The following is a 17,412-nucleotide window of genomic DNA, read 5'->3' on the forward strand; positions in this document are numbered from 1 at the left end:
GTATTAGTTGACCACTACAATAATATAGGCAACCATAGCAGCAGCGCACTTCGCTAAACGGGCATTCGTCATCACTTCTGGAACAACCTCCAACTCTGTCATGCAACTTATCGCCAACAATTCCAGCCACACGCTGGCCTTGCCACTGTGCCGAGGGGGTCAGTTCACCAGTTAGCATCATGGTCACCATGTTTTTCCATACTGGATTAGAGCCCAACGCTTTGGCTCTAATCAAGGCCAGTGCGGGCGTTGCCAGAATGTAATACTTGGCGACGGCAAGTGAGGTATGCCCCAGGATATGAGCAATTTCCTCTGCACTAACATTCTTCCTTGGGTCTTGTCCTTCCTCAACAGTAGTGACGATCAGGCTAAATTTATCTCCTTTTATATTTGATTTTATAGAACTGCACTCTAGAAGCAATAACTCACCTATTCTTAATCCATAATTTAACAGCAGGCGTACAACCAGAAAGTTGCGAAACTGAATATGCCCGGAGGGGAAGGGGTTTAGTGGGTTATGCTTTTGGGTAGAGGAGGGAGCCATAATGCCGTACAGACTGGCCACCATCGCATTGGTCATGCTCTGAAATCCTTGACAATGACTGCGTTGCGAAGGTTTTCTTTGTGTCAATGTCCGATAGCTGTCTCGGCAAAGATGCAAACGAGCATGTAAACGTGAAGCCAAAAGTGATAATGCTTTGGGAGAGTCGTCCCGATATGCTGGAGATATGTACGTGTTAATCAAAAAAGAAACAAACTGAATCACCGCACGAAATCGTGCTGCGTTGGTATAGCCATGGGAAGTAGAACTTGGCGTGAGTGGCAATAGGTTTGACTGAGCTACGCGACCGTTTTCCAGATACAGTGAAAACGCTGCCATTTCCTCGATAGCAATATACGGATTATGGCCAGATGAATGAAAGCTATAGCAAAACGTGATGCGATGTTTCTGCTGCCAGAATTCGTAAAAAAATTTAACAGCCTGTAGTGAAGCAGACTGTGTCGACAATGAACGATGAGCCAAATGATCAATGTGATATCTAAGAGGGTACAACAAAGGCAAACAGGTTTCCGTGTCCATCAGAATCCACTGCCGTTTACAGCCGGAGATAACCAACTGGTTAAGTGAGTACATAAATTTAACCTTTCAATTATCATGGGTATGAAGTAAATGTACTCTGTACATAATGCAGGAAACGGGAGGTGTGTCATAAATCACTAACATATTGATTTATTACGAACTGATGATGGTTTGCGAAGTTAATAACCGTCGTAGGCTATTTAACATAATATACATTATGCGCACCAAGGTTGTAGAGGCTCAATGCTAATGTCTAATTCTGGCTCAATCCAAATGTCTGCGCTATGGTTGTCTTTTGGGGGTTAACTTTCTTTTTACTGTGGGGGTAAAAAAAGAAACTGCCTGGAGAAATGGCCATGAGTGCAGAAAGCTCAGGACTGTTTACTGTGAAAGAGATTAATCGCATCAAAACTCTACAGGATGTCATTGACCGCTGGCTCACGCCTGGCCGAGCCGCTGAGCATCTCGGGATCACGCCCCGTCACTGTAGTCGATTACTTAAACGCTACCGTGAACACGGTCCGCTTGGCATAAACAATCGTAGCCGAGGAAATCCCGGCAATCGCTTACTTCCCAAGGCTTTTACTGATCAGGCATTGGAGATCATAAGGAAAAACTACCCTGATTTTGGACCAACGCTGGCGCGAGAAAAACTCGAAGAAATCCACGGGCTGGTCTTGGGGAAAGAGACTGTTCGAAGGCTGATGATCAACGCTGGTTTATGGGTTCCCAGAAAAATGCGTCCTCCGAAAATTCATCAGCCCAGATACAGGCGGCCCTGCACTGGCGAGCTGATTCAGATTGATGGCTGTGACCATGACTGGTTTGAGGGACGCGGGCCGAAATGCACCGCGCTGGTATATGTGGATGATGCGACGAGTAAACTCATGGAGTTGCGGTTCGTAAAATCGGAATCCACCTTCAGCTATTTCGAGGCAACCCGACGCTATATCGAAAAACACGGCAAACCACTGACGTTATACAGTGACAAGGCCGGGGTTTTTCGTGTTAATAACAAGAACGCCACCGGCGGCGACGGCTACACTCAGTTTGGTCGGGCTATGCACGAGCTAAATATCCAGACTCTCTGTGCAAATACCAGTGAAGCCAAAGGCCGTGTTGAGCGTGCACACTTGACGCTTCAGGATCGACTCGTCAAGGAGTTACGGCTCAAGAATATCTGTTCGATAGACGAGGCAAATGACTTTGCTGAAGCGTATATGACCGACTATAACCGCCGTTTTGGCAAAGTACCGCGACATGACTTTGATGTACATCGTGCAGTTGAACATGATGAAGATCTGAACCTCATTTTTTCTGTTCGTGAAAGCCGTAGGGTATCCAAATCACTGACATTACAGTACGATAAAATGCTATATCTGATCGAGGACAGTGAGTTCAGTCGTCGTGCAATTGGTAAGTACATTGAGGTTTATCATTATCCTGATGATACTAAAGAACTGCGTCTGAATGGCTCTGCACTTCCCTACTCCACCTACGACCGGCTTTCAGAAATCGATCAGGGTGCGATTGTTGATAACAAACGCCTTGGCCGAACGCTGGAGTTCATCAACCTGGTGCAGAGTAAGCGGGATAATACCCGTTCACAATCCGTTCCTGCGGGAGATGGACCTTCCCGGCGACGGCCCAAAATTGCGGGGAAAAAATCTCAGCGTTCACTAGATCAAGATGACATGCTTGAGGCACTGAAACAGCTACAGACACGCTCGGAGGATATCTTTGGTAAAAAGCCCCGTTGATGCCGACAGGATGGCTTTAACTGTATTATTTAACTGTATTAGCTTAAACCTGATCTGACACTGTTACAGCACTGGGCTATACCTAATCTGAAAGGCAACTCGGTGTCAATAGCTGAAATAGTATTCGGTAATATATTAGTAGCCAGCGCATTCATGACGAAATCCATCGACCAGGTCATCGACAGGGACAAACCTGTGAGTCTACAGGCACGACGTTGCGACAGACGTAAGCGGCTCATTTAGACCGTCTGTCGATATCTCTCCGGTTCAGAGAAAATGATGTCCAAGATCTGGGGCGCAGATCATTCATAATGGACATTATCGCTGTGAAATACCGGACCTTGCTCCTTGATGCATTGCACTTACATCTTGATGTGCATATATCCAGAGTCGAAGTTGGCCGCCGGCTTGGCATCCCCAAAAGCACTATCTGTGATCTCTTTGTTCGCTTCAGAAAACAGGGGATTAGCTGGCCATTGCCTGAGGGCATGACCTCCGCCAAGCTCGAAGCCCTACTTTATCCCGCGCGTACTACAACAGTCAGGCCTGAGGTATCTGTCCCCCTTGAGCCTGTTTTGCCGGAAGTGCCTGTTGTACGCAAACGGCCTCGCAGGCCCAACTTTCCACGTGATTTTAAAATCAACCTGGCAGAAAAGTCGCTTCCGCCCGGTGCCAATGTGGCGCAACTGGCGCGTGAACACGGTATCAACGACAACCTGTTGTTCAACTGGCGTAACCTTTACAGACGTGGGCTTCTGCGCCCACAGGGTGATGGACCATTACTCCTGCCCGTTACACTGACTGAAACAACGACGGCGGCTGAACAGCCGACACCGGCCATATCGCAACATTCAGTCGGAGAACCTTGCTGCGAACTGGAGTTTCCCTCTGGAATACTGCGTATCCGCGGGAGCCTGACACACGAGCTTCTGCGCATGTTGATCCATGAAATGAAGGCCGGTGCACAATGAACATGTTGCCTGCGGGAACACGTATCTGGATCGTGGCAGGGGTCATCGATATGCGCAATGGGTTAGTGCAGAATGCGCTAAAAGAGGATACCGCCTTATCAGCTTGAGCATCCGACCGTCTTTGATTTTCCTGCTCAGCCTCGACATCAGGATGTCGTGATTTACCCGGTCAAAGAACTTTTCCAGATCCAGATCGACCACCCACCGTCGGCCATTCTGCATGTAGGCTTGTGCTTGCTGCACTGCCTGCCCCGCATTGCGACCCGGTCGGAAGCCATAGCTGGAGTCGGAGAACTCGGTCTCATAATAAGGCGTGAGATGTTGTTGGATGGCTTGCTGGATCAGCCTGTCTACTACCGTCGGGATACCCAGTATCCGTCCCCCGCCATCCGGCTTGGGGATTTCTATCTGGCGTATCGCCTGCGGGATGTAGTTCCCTTGCAATAAAGCCCTCTGACGCTTGCCCAATGTTGTTTCAGCCAGCCTTTGAGTTCACCAACGCTCAGGTTATCTACTCCTGACGCGCCTTTGTTCTCCACGACTCGCTGGTAGGCCAGCATCAGTTCGTCAGGCCAGCATTTTGCCTTCAGCTTCCTTCAGATCCCACCTCACGATGGGCACCCTTGCCGTTCGGCTAATACTTCCCCTTGCCGGGTGTGTAGAGGACTTTCACCTCCGAGTCACCAGGATTGGCTACCACAGCCAACCCGGTTGCGCTTACGCGCAACGCGCCGTGCCCGGCGCACCAATACAACAAACGGCCTGATGGCCGTTTGATTGATAACACAATGATAATAATACGATATACTCAATTAGAAACGAGTTAACCCAGTGAACCCACTGTCATAGGAATGTAAAATCACTTTTTTATCCGTAGAAATAAGATTTACTTGATAAATATGTCCAGACAAATCAGAGACAAATGCTGTATCATGTTCCGAATCTATAATGAAGCCAATGGTTTCATTAAAGCCCCTAATTAATACTTCTTTTTTATCAAGTAAGGATAACTTCACTCGGTTAAGTGAGTTTCCATCAGGCTCTAATCCTCTATCAGACCAGTATAAGAAATCATTTTGGTAATCAATAGCTAAATCTATAGGCTCAGGTAATTTATCGAAAATAACTCTAATCTTGTTAGAATCAATGATTGCCTTTGAGTTACGATAGTCAAAAGGTGCACATAGTAACTTTCCCTCTCCCCCCTTACTCGGACCTTTCATTGTCCAAAAAATCCTACTATTTTGAGTATCCAATGCAATCCCAACACAATATCTATTTTCTTTTACTTCTTTGGGAAACAAATTACTAGTATCTAGCAATACCTCTACCTTTCCCGTTCCTATATGACAACGCTCTATTTTCATGCCCTCTCTATCACACCAATACAAATAGTTGGCATTAGTATCTATTGCAAGTTGTTTAGGCGTATGTGTGTCACCTATATTGACAGTGTAACCACTACACTCACCATTTAATGAGCAATGTTTTATATAACCATCTTGGGAATCATAGTCTTTACCCATATTGGTCCAATAAAGTAGCTGATCATTAGGATTATAGACAACACCATCTGGCGTTGCTTCGCCATGCTCAATTAAAACTTGAGTTACATAATTATTAGGGTCTATAGAAAACACTTGACCTTTAAAAGCATCCAATGCAATTAATTTGTAATTAAACTTTTTCATATCATATCTCACTTTGTACTTTAATCACTCAACATGGACCATTTATATTATCTTCATGTTTTAAAGTTAATTATTATAACATCATTCATCACAAGGGTGTTTAATTGCAAAAGCTACTTAGGTCGCACCTTGGTCATTTTAATAAATGATTATTCTTAACATCATGAGTAACCCCTATTTGATTCTAATACAAAAACCAAAGAATCATATAGTGCCATATTAAATAATCTATTATTCTCTATAATTAGGCCATGTCCCGATTTTGGGACACTGAAGTAACTAGCTAATTTAAAGTTACTTAAATATTTTTTTGCTTGGCTCTCATCTATAAATGATGAGTATTGCCCTCTTATTATTGATATAGGCACACCCAATAAATGATTATACGTTTTATTATTAACATTAACTGTTTTTTTTCCTATATTATAATTAGCAATATTGGGATCAACACGAAGACGGAAGTTCTTCTTACCCTTCTCAAATAAATTCCTGGCATACCAATCCATTTCGCTCTCAGGTATTAATGGTCTTGTTGAACTTAAGAATGTCTTATATTCATCTATAGTCCAACTTCTATTGGTGGATATGTTGAAATTCTCCAGAATGCAATTGGCTGGTTGGGTGTTATCTATGCCTGGGCAAAAATCAACTAAAACAATACCTTTTATATAAGATAACTTTCTTGTTGTTATCTCTTGCGCAATTCGTCCTCCCATAGAGTGGCCAACTAAAATCAACGAGTGTAAATTCAATTCATCTATAATCATTTCAATGTCGTTAGCATAATTAGATATATTATAATCACCATCCTCTCTCCAGTCAGATAAACCATGACCACTGAGGTCGGGAATTATAAAATCACAATTCAGTTTTTGTGAGATTTCTTCAACTGTCTTTAACCAAATAAAAGAGTGCTCTGAAAATCCATGTAACATCAATACCGTAGCCATGCTACTTTTTTTTGTATAAGAATGATAAACGAGTTTTCTTCCTAGGGGAGTAAAGAAGATTCTTTTATTATAACTCATCATAACTCAACTTCCTGAGCAAAAGTATCCTTACTGCATGGATACTTTTGCTAAAACTAAAACTAAAACTAAAAATCAAAAAGTGCCTATGATTATGCTTGTAATCTTTAGACAATATTTTTATTAAAATTTAACTCCAAACCATCCATCCCTCCCTTGTCGCGCCACCTATTGAGTATTTCGACAAAATTGAGTGCACCACCACCATGTGGCCCTTTTTTTATTGCATCATCATTTAAGTGCCCTTCTTCATTAAAATAACTTGGGGTACAATTCATATGGTAATTTAGCGTTTTTTCCCCCGCACTTAGAACTTCGTTAGCCCAATTTATTTCAGCTTCGGCATAAGGTTCAACTGACCACAACTGCATTTTTTGGCATTGTTCTATGATGTATGATACGTGCTTTGCTTGCTCGGCAATCATATAAGAAAAATTCACTGCTAAAGCGGACTGGTTGAGATTCATAATCAGCATATTGGGGAAATTACGTGTCATAAACCCATGTAGTGACAGGTGGCTGTTTCCCCACGTCTCTGTCAGGCTTACACCATTACGACCGAATATTTTCAGATTGCAGCGACTTTCATATGAGGAACCCACTTCATACCCTGTCGCATAAATAATGCAGTCAAGCGGATAAGAGTCATCGCCAACAATGACAGAACTCTCAGTTATCTTATCAACACCTCTTCCTGATGTATCAATAAGATGAACGTTCTTCTTATTAAAAATATCGAGATAAGAATCATGAAAACAAGGTCTTTTACAAAGCCATTTATACCAAGGCATAAGTTTTTTAGCCAGTTCCTCATCGTTAACCTTTGAATCTATCCTTTCCCTTATTTGATTCATTTTTTTCAAATCGGCATTTTCCCATGCCTCAATGATGTTTTCATTTTCATAATCAAAGTATTTAGTTAAGTCAGTCCACTCATCATTCACCAGGTTAACATTCATAGGAATGCCTTCCATCAAACTATTGAAATTGTCACTTCTGATTTTTTGCCAACCTTCGCCTTGGCTCTTAAACCAGTTGATATCTGTAGCAATATTTGACTGTCCGCCAACAGCCACTGGTGTTCTTTGAAAAATAAACAGATTCTTTGCGTTAGCTGCAAGATGCGGTGCACATTGCACCGCAGAAGCTCCAGTTCCGATCACAGCAACATTTTTATCTTTTAACAGGTGAAGATCTCCTTTTTCACTTCCGCCTGTATAATCATAGTCCCATCTGCTGGTATGAAAACTTTTTCCTTTAAAGTTTTCTATGCCTGGTATGCTGGGTAGCTTAGGCGTTGATAGAAAACCTGTAGATAAGATAATATACTTAGATTTAATGCTATCTCCTAAGGAGGTAGTTGATACCCAACGACCTTGATCTTCATCCCATGAAGATTCGGTGAAAGAAGTCAAGAAATAGGCTTGTTCATATAGCTTATACTCTTTACACAATTGTCTAAGATATGAGGCAATCTCTGATGCAGAAATATATTTGCGTGATGGAATAAAGCCGGTTTCTTCTAACAGTGGCAAATAAATATAAGACTCTATATCACATAGGCACCCTGGATATCTATTCCAGTACCACACCCCACCAAAATCCTCACCATTATCAACAATGATGAAGTCATTGATGTTTTGTTTTTTTAGATTAATTGCAGTAAGAATACCCCCTAAACCACCGCCAACAATAAGTGTTTGTGTATTAATATTTACGGCGTCCCTGTTGTTAACCTTCTTAATCCATGGTGCATTATTGAAGTTCGAGAATTTACCATTGAGTTTTTGGTATTGCTCTCTTCCATCAACTCTCATGCGCTTATTGCGCTCCAACTCATATCTCTCATAAGTTTCTTGATTATTATCTAACATAATACATCTCCTTTTTAATAAAACACAAAGTCAACAGTTAGAGCGATAGCAGATCTTTATAATAAACATCTGTTATCGTATAAAGTTACACTCTAATTATTTCAATACAATTTTATCAACGAACGCTTTAGCACCTGCTTCTTCAAACCAATAGTGATGCCTCCCAGTAATCTGGTCACAAATAAAATCAGATGAGGTGATATCCTGCCACCCTTCTAACTCTTCTTTCGTCACCAATGGATCTTTAGTGCCTGATAAGGCAATCACCGGTACATCTATCACACTACTATCTGTTGGCATACCTAAACTCAGGTTAATATCTCTGTTTAAATCGTCTATCAGATCCTGAGGAATATCTTGCCTACTGATTGTCGATGAGATCCCCTGGATAAAAGCCTCTATGCCGGTTTCATCCAGTTTATCTTTCAGCTTACGGTAGAGCTTTGGTGGTGGATAACCAGAAAGTACCAAATAATTTGGAGAATGATATTTTTTCTCTAATAGCGTTCTTACTGCATCATAGGCGAACATCACTCCCATACTGTGGCCGACAACCATATAAGGTTCATCGGCGTACTGACACATCTCGGTGATAATATCCCCCCTGAATTTATCTAAATCAGAGCCATCATTTCTCGGGTAGTTAAGTGCATGAACCTCATAGTTATCTGGGAAGTACTTCACTAATCTGAGCGCTGAACCCGCTGTACCACTGGCATATGGGAAGAAGAAGACTCGCATAGTGACTTTCTCAGGCGTATTTAACTGAGAAAAAACGGTACGTTTATTTGTTAATTTTAAACCTGTTCGATTCTCTTCAGCGGGTTCCGACAGCATGAATTGCTCATTGATAAATGTTGCCATATCAAAAATAGTCGGGTAATCAAACGCCAGTGTTGCTGGCAATGTTTTTCCTGTACTTTTCCGCAGTTCATTACGCAGCTCTACTGCAGTCAAGGAATCCAGACCCAGTTCACTAAGTGGTCTGTTGATATGCACATCTTTCTCTTCAAGGGCTAACACGCTTATAATATTATTACGAACAATATCAACTATCGCATTAAAACGGACAGTTCCCCTGACTGTTGCTAAATCAATTTGTCGGTGAGAACGGCGGTTTTTTGATGCAGAATTACCTTTGGCTTTAACTAACTCTTTCCAGAGGTAAGGGATGTCATTTTTAAAGTTTACTCTCAGCTGTTCTACATCAATTGGAGCCAGTAACAATCTGCTTTTGGAACACCCTACTACACTTTCAAATAGCTCAGTACCCAGTGATTTTTTAACAATCCCGATACCTATTTTTTCGATTCTAGCTTGCTGCTTCGCATCAAGTCCCGAGGCAACGCCCAGTGGGTTTGATGAATCATCTGTCCATAGCCCCCACGCCAGACTCTGCCCTGCAAGTCCAATACTTCGGCGATTAGCAGCAATGGCATCCAGACATGCATTTGCCGCAGCGTACCCCCCTTGACCTGCGGCGCCTAGCGTTCCTTCTACAGATGAAAATAGTACAAATAAATCAATATCATACTCTCTAGTTAACTTATCGAGGTTCATGGCCCCCTGCACTTTAGCGGCAAACACATTCGCCAGTTTCTCCTCTGTTTGCTCCAGTAAAACACCCGCATCCAGTACCCCGGCAGCATGAATGACGCCTTGCAAAGGGTGCTCCTGAGGGAGCTGCTCAAGTAACTGTTTCACTGCCTGAGGATCGGTAATATCCAGCTCTGCAACAGTCACCTGTGCTCCCGCCAGCTCCAGTTCTGCTACCACCTCTGCCGCTCCAGGGGTTTCTTGCCCCCGACGCCCGGTAAGTATCAGATGTGTCGCACCGGCTTTAGCTAGCTTAAGCGCAATATTTTTTCCTACCGCCCCCAGACCGCCACTAATGAGTATTGTGCCCGTGGATCTGAGAGAACGGTTGCCATCAATATCTTTCGCCTGTTTCAATCGAGGGACATACTGTCCCTGCACGGTTAATGCGATTTCTCGTTCGTCGCCATCCTGCATGATCGCGTCAACTAATGCTCTGATATCTGAATCTTTTCCAGCATCAATCAATGTACATTGGTATTCAGGATGCTCCAGCATCACTGTGCGCCCAGCTCCCCAGAGTCCATACTGGGCAACGTCACAGAAGGTGCCATCATTTACTGCGACTGCCCCTTGGGTTACCCAACACAGCCGGACATCCCATTTATTCTGCTCAATATGTTTCAACACTGATAATGCATTCAACAGCGGTGCCCAGCTTTCCGCTTTCTCTTCACAAATCGAACTAAAAATACAAACAATATTGTCTGCATACTGGGCCACGGACAGTCGCTCAAAATCGACCATCTCAAAATCAATACTTTTTTCTCGTAATAATGCTGCGATGTTTTCAGCAGTGGCATCACCCGGATGAGAAACGATCAGATAACGACCCTGTCGGGCGTTATTGCTTACCGGGGCGGTATTCCAACAGACTTCATAAATAGAGCGTGCGATCGAATGGCCACTCAAGAAAGTAGCAGGATAGGTTGGTCGTCCATGTAATCCTTTCACTTCAGTCAGGATCACGCCAGCTGAATCACAAATAACCACGTTAGTCGTAATGCTGTTATTTTTCGCTTTTTCAACGGTTACCCAGGCGAATACATTTTTGTCCGTCTTTTGGTAAGTGACAAGGCTGTCTATTGAAAATGGAAGTTGCAGCACCTCCGATTTGTTCACACTGAGGTATGCCTGAAACGCAGAGTCCAGCAAAATAGGATGAATGCCAAACGCAGATATATCATTAAGTTCATCAGGAACTTTCAGACTGGCCAGCACTTCATTTTCATTCGACCAGATCTCCTGCATACCGCGGAATGCCGGGCCATACGGCAGTCCAAGTTCCGCAAAGCGCTGATACACCTCGCTGATATCGCTTTGCGTTTCACAACGAGATTTAATCGCTGTTAAATCCAGTGGGGCAACAAAGGCTATGTCACCCGCGACTTCAGCGATTGCATTCAATTGCCACTCGGCTTTCTGTGCCTGGCGACTCCAGACTTTTACTTCATACAGGCCATCCCTGTTATTAATCATTACCTGAATATACTGCCCATCTTCCGCCAGAATGAGCGGTGATTGCAGGATCAGCGAGGACACGCTTACATCTGGGCGGGAAAAATAAATTTCACCTGCGGCCCTGACCAGTTCACCAATGCCAGCGCCTGGTACAACGGCTAATTCACCGACAATATGGTCGTATAGCCAGCTATGCTTAGCCGGGGTGATTAATGCTTCATACACCCCCCCCTCTCCGGCCAGTGAGATCTGGCGACCAAGTAGTGGATGCCCTGTTTCCTCTCCCGCCAGCGCCTTCGGCGTCGGTGCGATCCAGTAACGCTGCCGCTGCCAGGCATACAATGGCAGTGGCACGCGCTGTTCACCGCCGCTAAATACCTCTGACCACAAGATCTGCGCTCCCCTGACATGCAACTTCCCGACGCTACCGAGTATTGCCGCTATTTCGCCCTGCTTGCGCTGCAAACTGGCAACCAGCGCGACGTCCTCTTGCTGCTCATCCAGACATGCTGCCACCATGCCTAACAGTGTCCCTTGAGGGCCTAACTCAATAAAATCTCTCACCCCCTCGTTCTGTAGCGCATTCACGCCATCGGCAAATCGCACGGTTTCCATTACGTGCGTCACCCAATACTCTGCCGTGCATATTGCTTCATCTGCAACCGCGCCACTGACATTGCTGACCACTTTCAGTTTCGGGCTGGCGTACTGAACGCTCTCGGCAACATCACGGAAAGCCGGTAACATCGCGGCCATTTCCGCTGAATGGAACGCGTGTGAAACGGCCAGTTCGGTTACCTGTATGCCACGCCCGGCGCACCGTTGCATCACCATCCGGACCGACTCGCTACGCCCGGAGACGACCACTGAAGAAGGGCCGTTCACTGCTGCTATCGCTACTTCGATCCCTTCTGTCAGTGCAGAAATTTCTGATTCTGCAACCCCCAGCGCGGCCATGCTTCCCCCCGTCGGTAAAGCCTGCATTAATCGCCCCCGAGCAGCCACCAGACGTGCTGCATCTTCCAGCGTAAACACCCCCGCAACATACGCCGCTGATAGCTCCCCCAGGCTGTGACCTGCTACATACTCAGGCTTCTGCCCCCATGAACGCCACAGCGCTGCCAGACCTGCCTGTAACGCAAAGAGCGCCGGCTGAGTCCACCTCGTCTCCGCCAACAAGCTCTCATCTTCACCCCACATCACCGCCTTCAGATCGCCTCCAAGATGGCGTTCCAGTGCCTCACAGGCGGCATCGAACTCCTGACGGAACACCGGAAAATGCGCCCACAGCTCTTTGCCCATACCAACCCGCTGCGAGCCCTGCCCGGTGAATAACCAGGCGCTGCGCCCCTGCCCACGGGCCATCCCGCCGTTTGTCCCTTCGACCACCTCGCCGTGTGCGACCTGTCTCAGCTGCCGCTCTGCGGTTTCTCTGTCACTTGCGACCAGCGCCAGGCGGTATTCGTGATGCATGCGCGTCGTTGCCAGGCTCCAGGCTATGTCCCTCAGTGAAAGCTCTGGGTTAACACGCAAGTGCTCCGCCAATTGCGCGGCCCCCGCCCGGGCGGCCGACTCTGTACGGCCTGAAAGTACCAGCAGTTGCGCCGGACACGGGGTCATTTCGCGCTCACTGGTCGCCATCGCCGCCCGGGGTGCTTCTTCCAAAACTATATGCGCATTGGTACCACTCCAACCAAAAGCACTGACTCCGGCAATACGCGACTTATCACCTGCTGGCCACGGGATCGCTTTGTCCGCGACTTTTACCGGCAAGGTGTCCCACGGAATAAGCGGGTTTGGAGTGGTGAAGTGCAGATTCTGAGGGATACTCTGGTGCTGCATTGCCAGCACCGTCTTAATCAGACCCGCTACACCGGCAGCGGCCTGGGTATGTCCAATATTGCTTTTGACTGAACCGAGGATCACCGGGTTGTCTGCGCTACGGCCTTCGGCCAGTACGGAACCCAGCGCCTGCACCTCAATCGGATCGCCCAACCGGGTGCCAGTACCGTGACACTCCACGTAATCCACTTCAGCAGGTTTTATACCAGCCTGTCTCAGGGCCGCATGAACCACCGCCTCCTGGGCTGGGCCATTAGGGGCAGTCAGGCCGTTACTGCGCCCATCCTGGTTAACCGCCGTACCACGTATAACCGCCCAAATGCGGTCTTCATCCCGCAGTGCATCACTCAGCCGCTTTAGCACCACCACACCGCAGCCTTCTGCCCATCCGGTACCATCAGCCTCTGCGGAAAAAGTTTTGCATCGCCCATCACTGGCCAGTCCGCGAAGGCGGCTGAACTCAACCCAGAAGACGGGAGACACCATCACTGTCACCCCCCCCACCAGGGCCATTGAGGACTCATTATTGCGCAGCGACTGACAGGCCATATGAATGGAGACCAGTGAAGAGGAGCAGGCAGTATCGAGAGTCAGGCTTGGCCCTTTCAGGCCAAGGGTATAACTCAGCCGTCCGGAAGTGACACTCGATGAGCTGCCAGTTGCCACATAACCGTCCAGCTTATCCAGCCCCCCCTCAACGGCCAGGGTCCAGTACTCCTGGCCGCTCTGCCCGATAAACACCCCGGTCTTGCTATTGACGATGCTGTCTGGTGGGATCCCGGCGTCTTCCAGCGCTTTCCAGCAGGTTTCCAGCAGCAGGCGCTGCTGCGGGTCAAGGCTCACCGCCTCACGCGGAGAGATGCCAAAGAAATCCGCATCGAATTGATCAATATCGGGAACAAAGCCGCCGCTGCGACTGACCACTTTCCCCAGCACCGCCGGGTCCGGGTCGTAAAGCGCATCAGCATCCCAGCGGGATTTCGGCACATCCGTCACTGCATCCGTGGCATTCTCTACAACGTTCCAGAATGAATCGGGGTCATCAATATCACCAGGATAGCGACAGCCAATACCCACAATGGCGATAGGCTCGTTTTTTTCATTTTCCAGAGACTCAATCTTCTGCTTCATATTTTTGATGGTAGTTAACGCATCTCTTTTAAAATCCATGATCTCGTCCTTAATTTAAAAATTCGTTAATATATTTAGCCAGTTCGTCGTCAACCTCTTTCTCCGAGAGGGCCGCAGTGTCCGAGGCCACAGAGGTGGTCTGGAGGATGTCACCGGCGTCTTCTTTAGCCATCGTCATCTCCGCCGTAAACAGGCGCAGAATATAGGTGGCAATATCGGAGATAGTCGGATAGTCGAATGCCAGCGTCGCTGGCAGCGTTTTACCGGTGGTTTTGCGCAATGCGTTACGCAATTCCACGGCAGTGAGAGAGTCCAGTCCTAATTCACTTAATGGTCGGTTAATGTTGATGCCGTTTGTATTGATAGACAGCACATCCATAATGACACTGCGCACCGCATCAACAATGCGTTCAAAGCGGGAAGATTCAGGAAGCGCGGCAAGTTCTTTCGCTAATGATGAGCCGCCTGTTTTAGACCTCTGCGTATTGTCTGCACGGAGTAAATCCTGCCACAGGGAGGGGATCTCCTCACCAAAGCTGGCTTTCAGCTGTGGTAGATCGAGTGGGGCCAGTAACACATTGGCCTCACTGCTGCCCAGCAGTTGTTCAAATAGTTTACCGCCGAGAGCGGGAGTCACCGGGCCAATCCCGGTTTTCTGTAAGCGGGTGTGCTGAGCAGCATCCAGACCCGAAGCAATGCCCAGTGCGTTCGATTCTTCATCGGCCCACAACCCCCACGCCAGGCTTTGCCCTGCCAGTCCCAGGCGCCGGCGGTTGCCTGCAATCGCATCCAGACAGGCATTCGCTGCGGCATAACCGCCCTGCCCCGCTGAGCCAAGCGTGCCAGCAATTGACGAGAACAACACAAAGAAGTCCAGATCGCGCTCCCGCGTCTGTTCATCCAGATTGATTGCGCCCTGCACTTTGGCAGCAAATACATTCGCCAGTTGCTCGGCGGTCTGCTCCCGCAGAATGCCATCATCCAGCACCCCTGCCGTGTGGATCACCCCCTGCAAAGGCAGCGCCTGCGGTACCTGCTCCAGCAGTTGTTTCACTGCCTGCGGATCGGCAATATCAGCCGGGATCACCGTCACCCGCGTACCAGCCTGCTCCAGCTCCGCAACGATTTTCGCCGCGCCGGGCGTGTCCAGTCCCCGTCGCCCGGTCAGCATCAGATGTGCAGCACCCGCCTTCGCCAAACGATGTGCGATCTGTCGGGCAATAGCCCCCAGGCCACCAGTGATCAAAACCGTCCCTGGCAGCCTCAACGCTTTGCCCTCCCCCATCTCTTTGACCTGCTCCAGCCGGGAGACATATTCCCCCGTAGCAGTCAGCATGATTTCTCGTTCATGATCATTACGGGTTATCGCCTGAATTAGCGCCTGAGTACTGGCGCCCTTAGCCAGATCAATCAACGTGCACTGGTATTCCGGGTGTTCAAACATCAACGTGCGCCCGGCACCCCAGAGGGCATATTGGGCGATATCTCTGAGAGTATCCTGGTTCACTGATACCGCATCCCGAGTGACCCACCACAGCCGTACATCTGCCGTGTTCTGCCCGATAAATTTCAGTACCGCCAATCCATGTGCGAGTGGGGTCCAACTGCCCACCTGCCCAGTGGAAGATGAGCCAAAGCAGCAGACAATGTTGTCCGCCTGCGGGGCCATAGCCAGCTGCGCGAAGTCGACCACCTCGCAATCGATGCCTCTTTGACGCAGTAGAGCCGCCGTGTTTTCGCCCAGATCATCATTCTGGTGCGCCACCACCAGATAGCTACCCGTTACCGGCGATACGGGTACGAGTTGCGTATGTTTCCAACGGGTGCGGTACACCGCCGAATTTTCAACGGCGGTGCTCTTCAGGATGTCGTAACTGATTAAGCGTTCACGTAACCCGGTGACTTCAATGACCACTTCATCGTTCTCATCGTAAAAGACCATATCAGCGACAATCCCGTTATCATTTTTATCTGAGTCCCTCAGGGCGATAGCCACTTTTGCCCGGCGCACGTCGGGCTGCCAGACCACATAGCTGTCGATAGAGAACAGGAGGTAAACGTCAGAGAATTGATTTTTTTCAGTCGCAGAACGGCGAAAAATGCCCACGGAATCCTTTGCCCACAGCGCCTGAATTGCCGAGTCCAGCATGACAGGATGCCCGCCATACCCTGAACCACTGGCTTCCTCTGGCAGGCTAATCTCCGCCAGCGTATAACGACCATTGCTGGAAACGTGGGTTACGCCTCTGAAGCCGTCGCGATATTCCACTCCCAGCAGAGTAAAGCCGGCGTAAGCTTCATCGGTGTTGACTACGGTGTATTCCCCCTGCTGCGCGCGGAGGGCTTCGCGCAAGTACTGCGGTGTTTTAACCCCCGCATGGATTTCAGCCGAGGCATTGAGCGCCCACTGCGGCTTATCGTTATTACTCAGCGTTTGCGAATACACCAGAGCTTCATAAAAATCGCCCCGGTCTTTGATATGTACCTGAACTTTAAAACCGGTTGGTTCCAGCACCAGTGGCGAGCGGATCACCAGTGAAGTGACTTCGGTATTTTTTTCTTTGAAGTAGTGATGGCCCGCCGCCCAGACAATCTCGGCCCAGCCGGTGCCCGGCATAATTGACAGCCCGCCAAACACATGATCGTACAACCAACCGTGCGTACTTTGGGCAATCCGCGACTCAAACACCGCCCCCTCTCCGGCCAGCGAGATCCGCCTTCCCAGCAGCGGATGTCCTGTCTCTTCTCCGGACAGCGCCTTCGCCATCGGCTCGATCCAGTGACGCTCCCGCTGCCAGGCGTACAGGGGCAGCGATACCCGACGCTCCTCACCACTGAACACCCCCGCCCAGTTCACCGGCGCACCCCGCACGTGCAGGGCTCCCAGTCCCTCCAGCACCGCCTCTGACTCGCCGCGCTTTCTTTGCAGACTCGCAACCAGCTGCACATCCTCCACGCCGTCACCCAGGCATTCCGC

8 protein-coding genes and 2 pseudogenes are annotated in these 17,412 nt (G+C 48.1%); 3 read left to right on the top strand and 7 right to left on the bottom strand.

Annotated elements, in window-relative coordinates:
* Window positions 1-1,135, bottom strand: a 1,135-nt coding sequence (locus tag U869_RS31680; RefSeq protein ID WP_232785410.1) for a hypothetical protein, incomplete at its 3' end; no start/stop codon positions are given.
* A gap of 302 nt (window positions 1,136-1,437) precedes the next feature.
* On the opposite strand from U869_RS31680, the gene U869_RS0127615 reads away from it, so the two are divergent.
* The 3 genes and pseudogenes from U869_RS0127615 to U869_RS32930 all read left to right on the top strand — a co-directional run.
* The gene (locus tag U869_RS0127615) at window positions 1,438-2,841 is read left to right on the top strand and encodes an ISNCY family transposase (protein WP_025122637.1); all 1,404 of its coding nucleotides are present in this window, start codon (window positions 1,438-1,440) and stop codon (window positions 2,839-2,841) included.
* Between the two features lie 326 nt (window positions 2,842-3,167).
* A complete protein-coding gene (gene tnpA, locus U869_RS0127620) occupies window positions 3,168-3,812 on the top strand; it encodes an IS66-like element accessory protein TnpA (protein ID WP_025122636.1) in 645 nt (214 codons plus the stop codon).
* Window positions 3,809-3,901: pseudogene (locus tag U869_RS32930) on the top strand (IS66 family insertion sequence element accessory protein TnpB); the annotation flags it as partial. The gene tnpA and the pseudogene U869_RS32930, both read left to right, overlap by 4 nt.
* Window positions 3,902-3,995: 94 nt before the next feature.
* On the opposite strand, the pseudogene U869_RS29815 reads toward U869_RS32930, so the two are convergent.
* The 6 genes and pseudogenes from U869_RS29815 to U869_RS0127650 form a co-directional block, all read right to left on the bottom strand.
* A pseudogene (locus tag U869_RS29815) lies at window positions 3,996-4,280 on the bottom strand (reverse transcriptase domain-containing protein); the annotation flags it as partial.
* A 344-nt stretch (window positions 4,281-4,624) separates the two neighbouring features.
* Window positions 4,625-5,503, bottom strand: a complete 879-nt coding sequence (locus U869_RS0127630) for a hypothetical protein (RefSeq protein ID WP_025122634.1) — start codon at window positions 5,501-5,503, stop codon at window positions 4,625-4,627.
* A gap of 161 nt (window positions 5,504-5,664) precedes the next feature.
* Window positions 5,665-6,534, bottom strand: a complete 870-nt coding sequence (locus U869_RS0127635) for an alpha/beta fold hydrolase (RefSeq protein ID WP_025122633.1) — start codon at window positions 6,532-6,534, stop codon at window positions 5,665-5,667.
* Between the two features lie 104 nt (window positions 6,535-6,638).
* Window positions 6,639-8,405: an NAD(P)/FAD-dependent oxidoreductase gene (locus U869_RS0127640; protein ID WP_025122632.1), complete on the bottom strand. Its 1,767-nt coding sequence runs from the start codon at window positions 8,403-8,405 to the stop codon at window positions 6,639-6,641.
* Window positions 8,406-8,501: 96 nt separating this feature from the next.
* Complete coding sequence (locus U869_RS0127645) at window positions 8,502-14,474, bottom strand: type I polyketide synthase (RefSeq protein WP_025122631.1); 5,973 nt, start codon at window positions 14,472-14,474, stop codon at window positions 8,502-8,504.
* A 10-nt stretch (window positions 14,475-14,484) separates the two neighbouring features.
* A partial coding sequence (locus tag U869_RS0127650; protein ID WP_025122630.1) for a type I polyketide synthase occupies window positions 14,485-17,412 on the bottom strand: 2,928 nt, incomplete at its 5' end.

The organism is Serratia sp. H1w, assembly GCF_000633355.1.
Classification (GTDB): Bacteria; Pseudomonadota; Gammaproteobacteria; order Enterobacterales; family Enterobacteriaceae; genus Chania.

What these genes read in the sequence shown, in the direction of transcription:
- U869_RS0127615 (WP_025122637.1), top strand. Translation starts at nt 1,438, where the DNA reads ATGAGTGCAGAAAGCTCAGGACTGTTTACTGTGAAAGAGATTAATCGC.
- U869_RS0127630 (WP_025122634.1), bottom strand. Translation starts at nt 5,503, where the DNA reads ATGAAAAAGTTTAATTACAAATTAATTGCATTGGATGCTTTTAAAGGT.
- U869_RS0127635 (WP_025122633.1), bottom strand. Translation starts at nt 6,534, where the DNA reads ATGATGAGTTATAATAAAAGAATCTTCTTTACTCCCCTAGGAAGAAAA.
- U869_RS0127640 (WP_025122632.1), bottom strand. Translation starts at nt 8,405, where the DNA reads ATGTTAGATAATAATCAAGAAACTTATGAGAGATATGAGTTGGAGCGC.
- U869_RS0127645 (WP_025122631.1), bottom strand. Translation starts at nt 14,474, where the DNA reads ATGGATTTTAAAAGAGATGCGTTAACTACCATCAAAAATATGAAGCAG.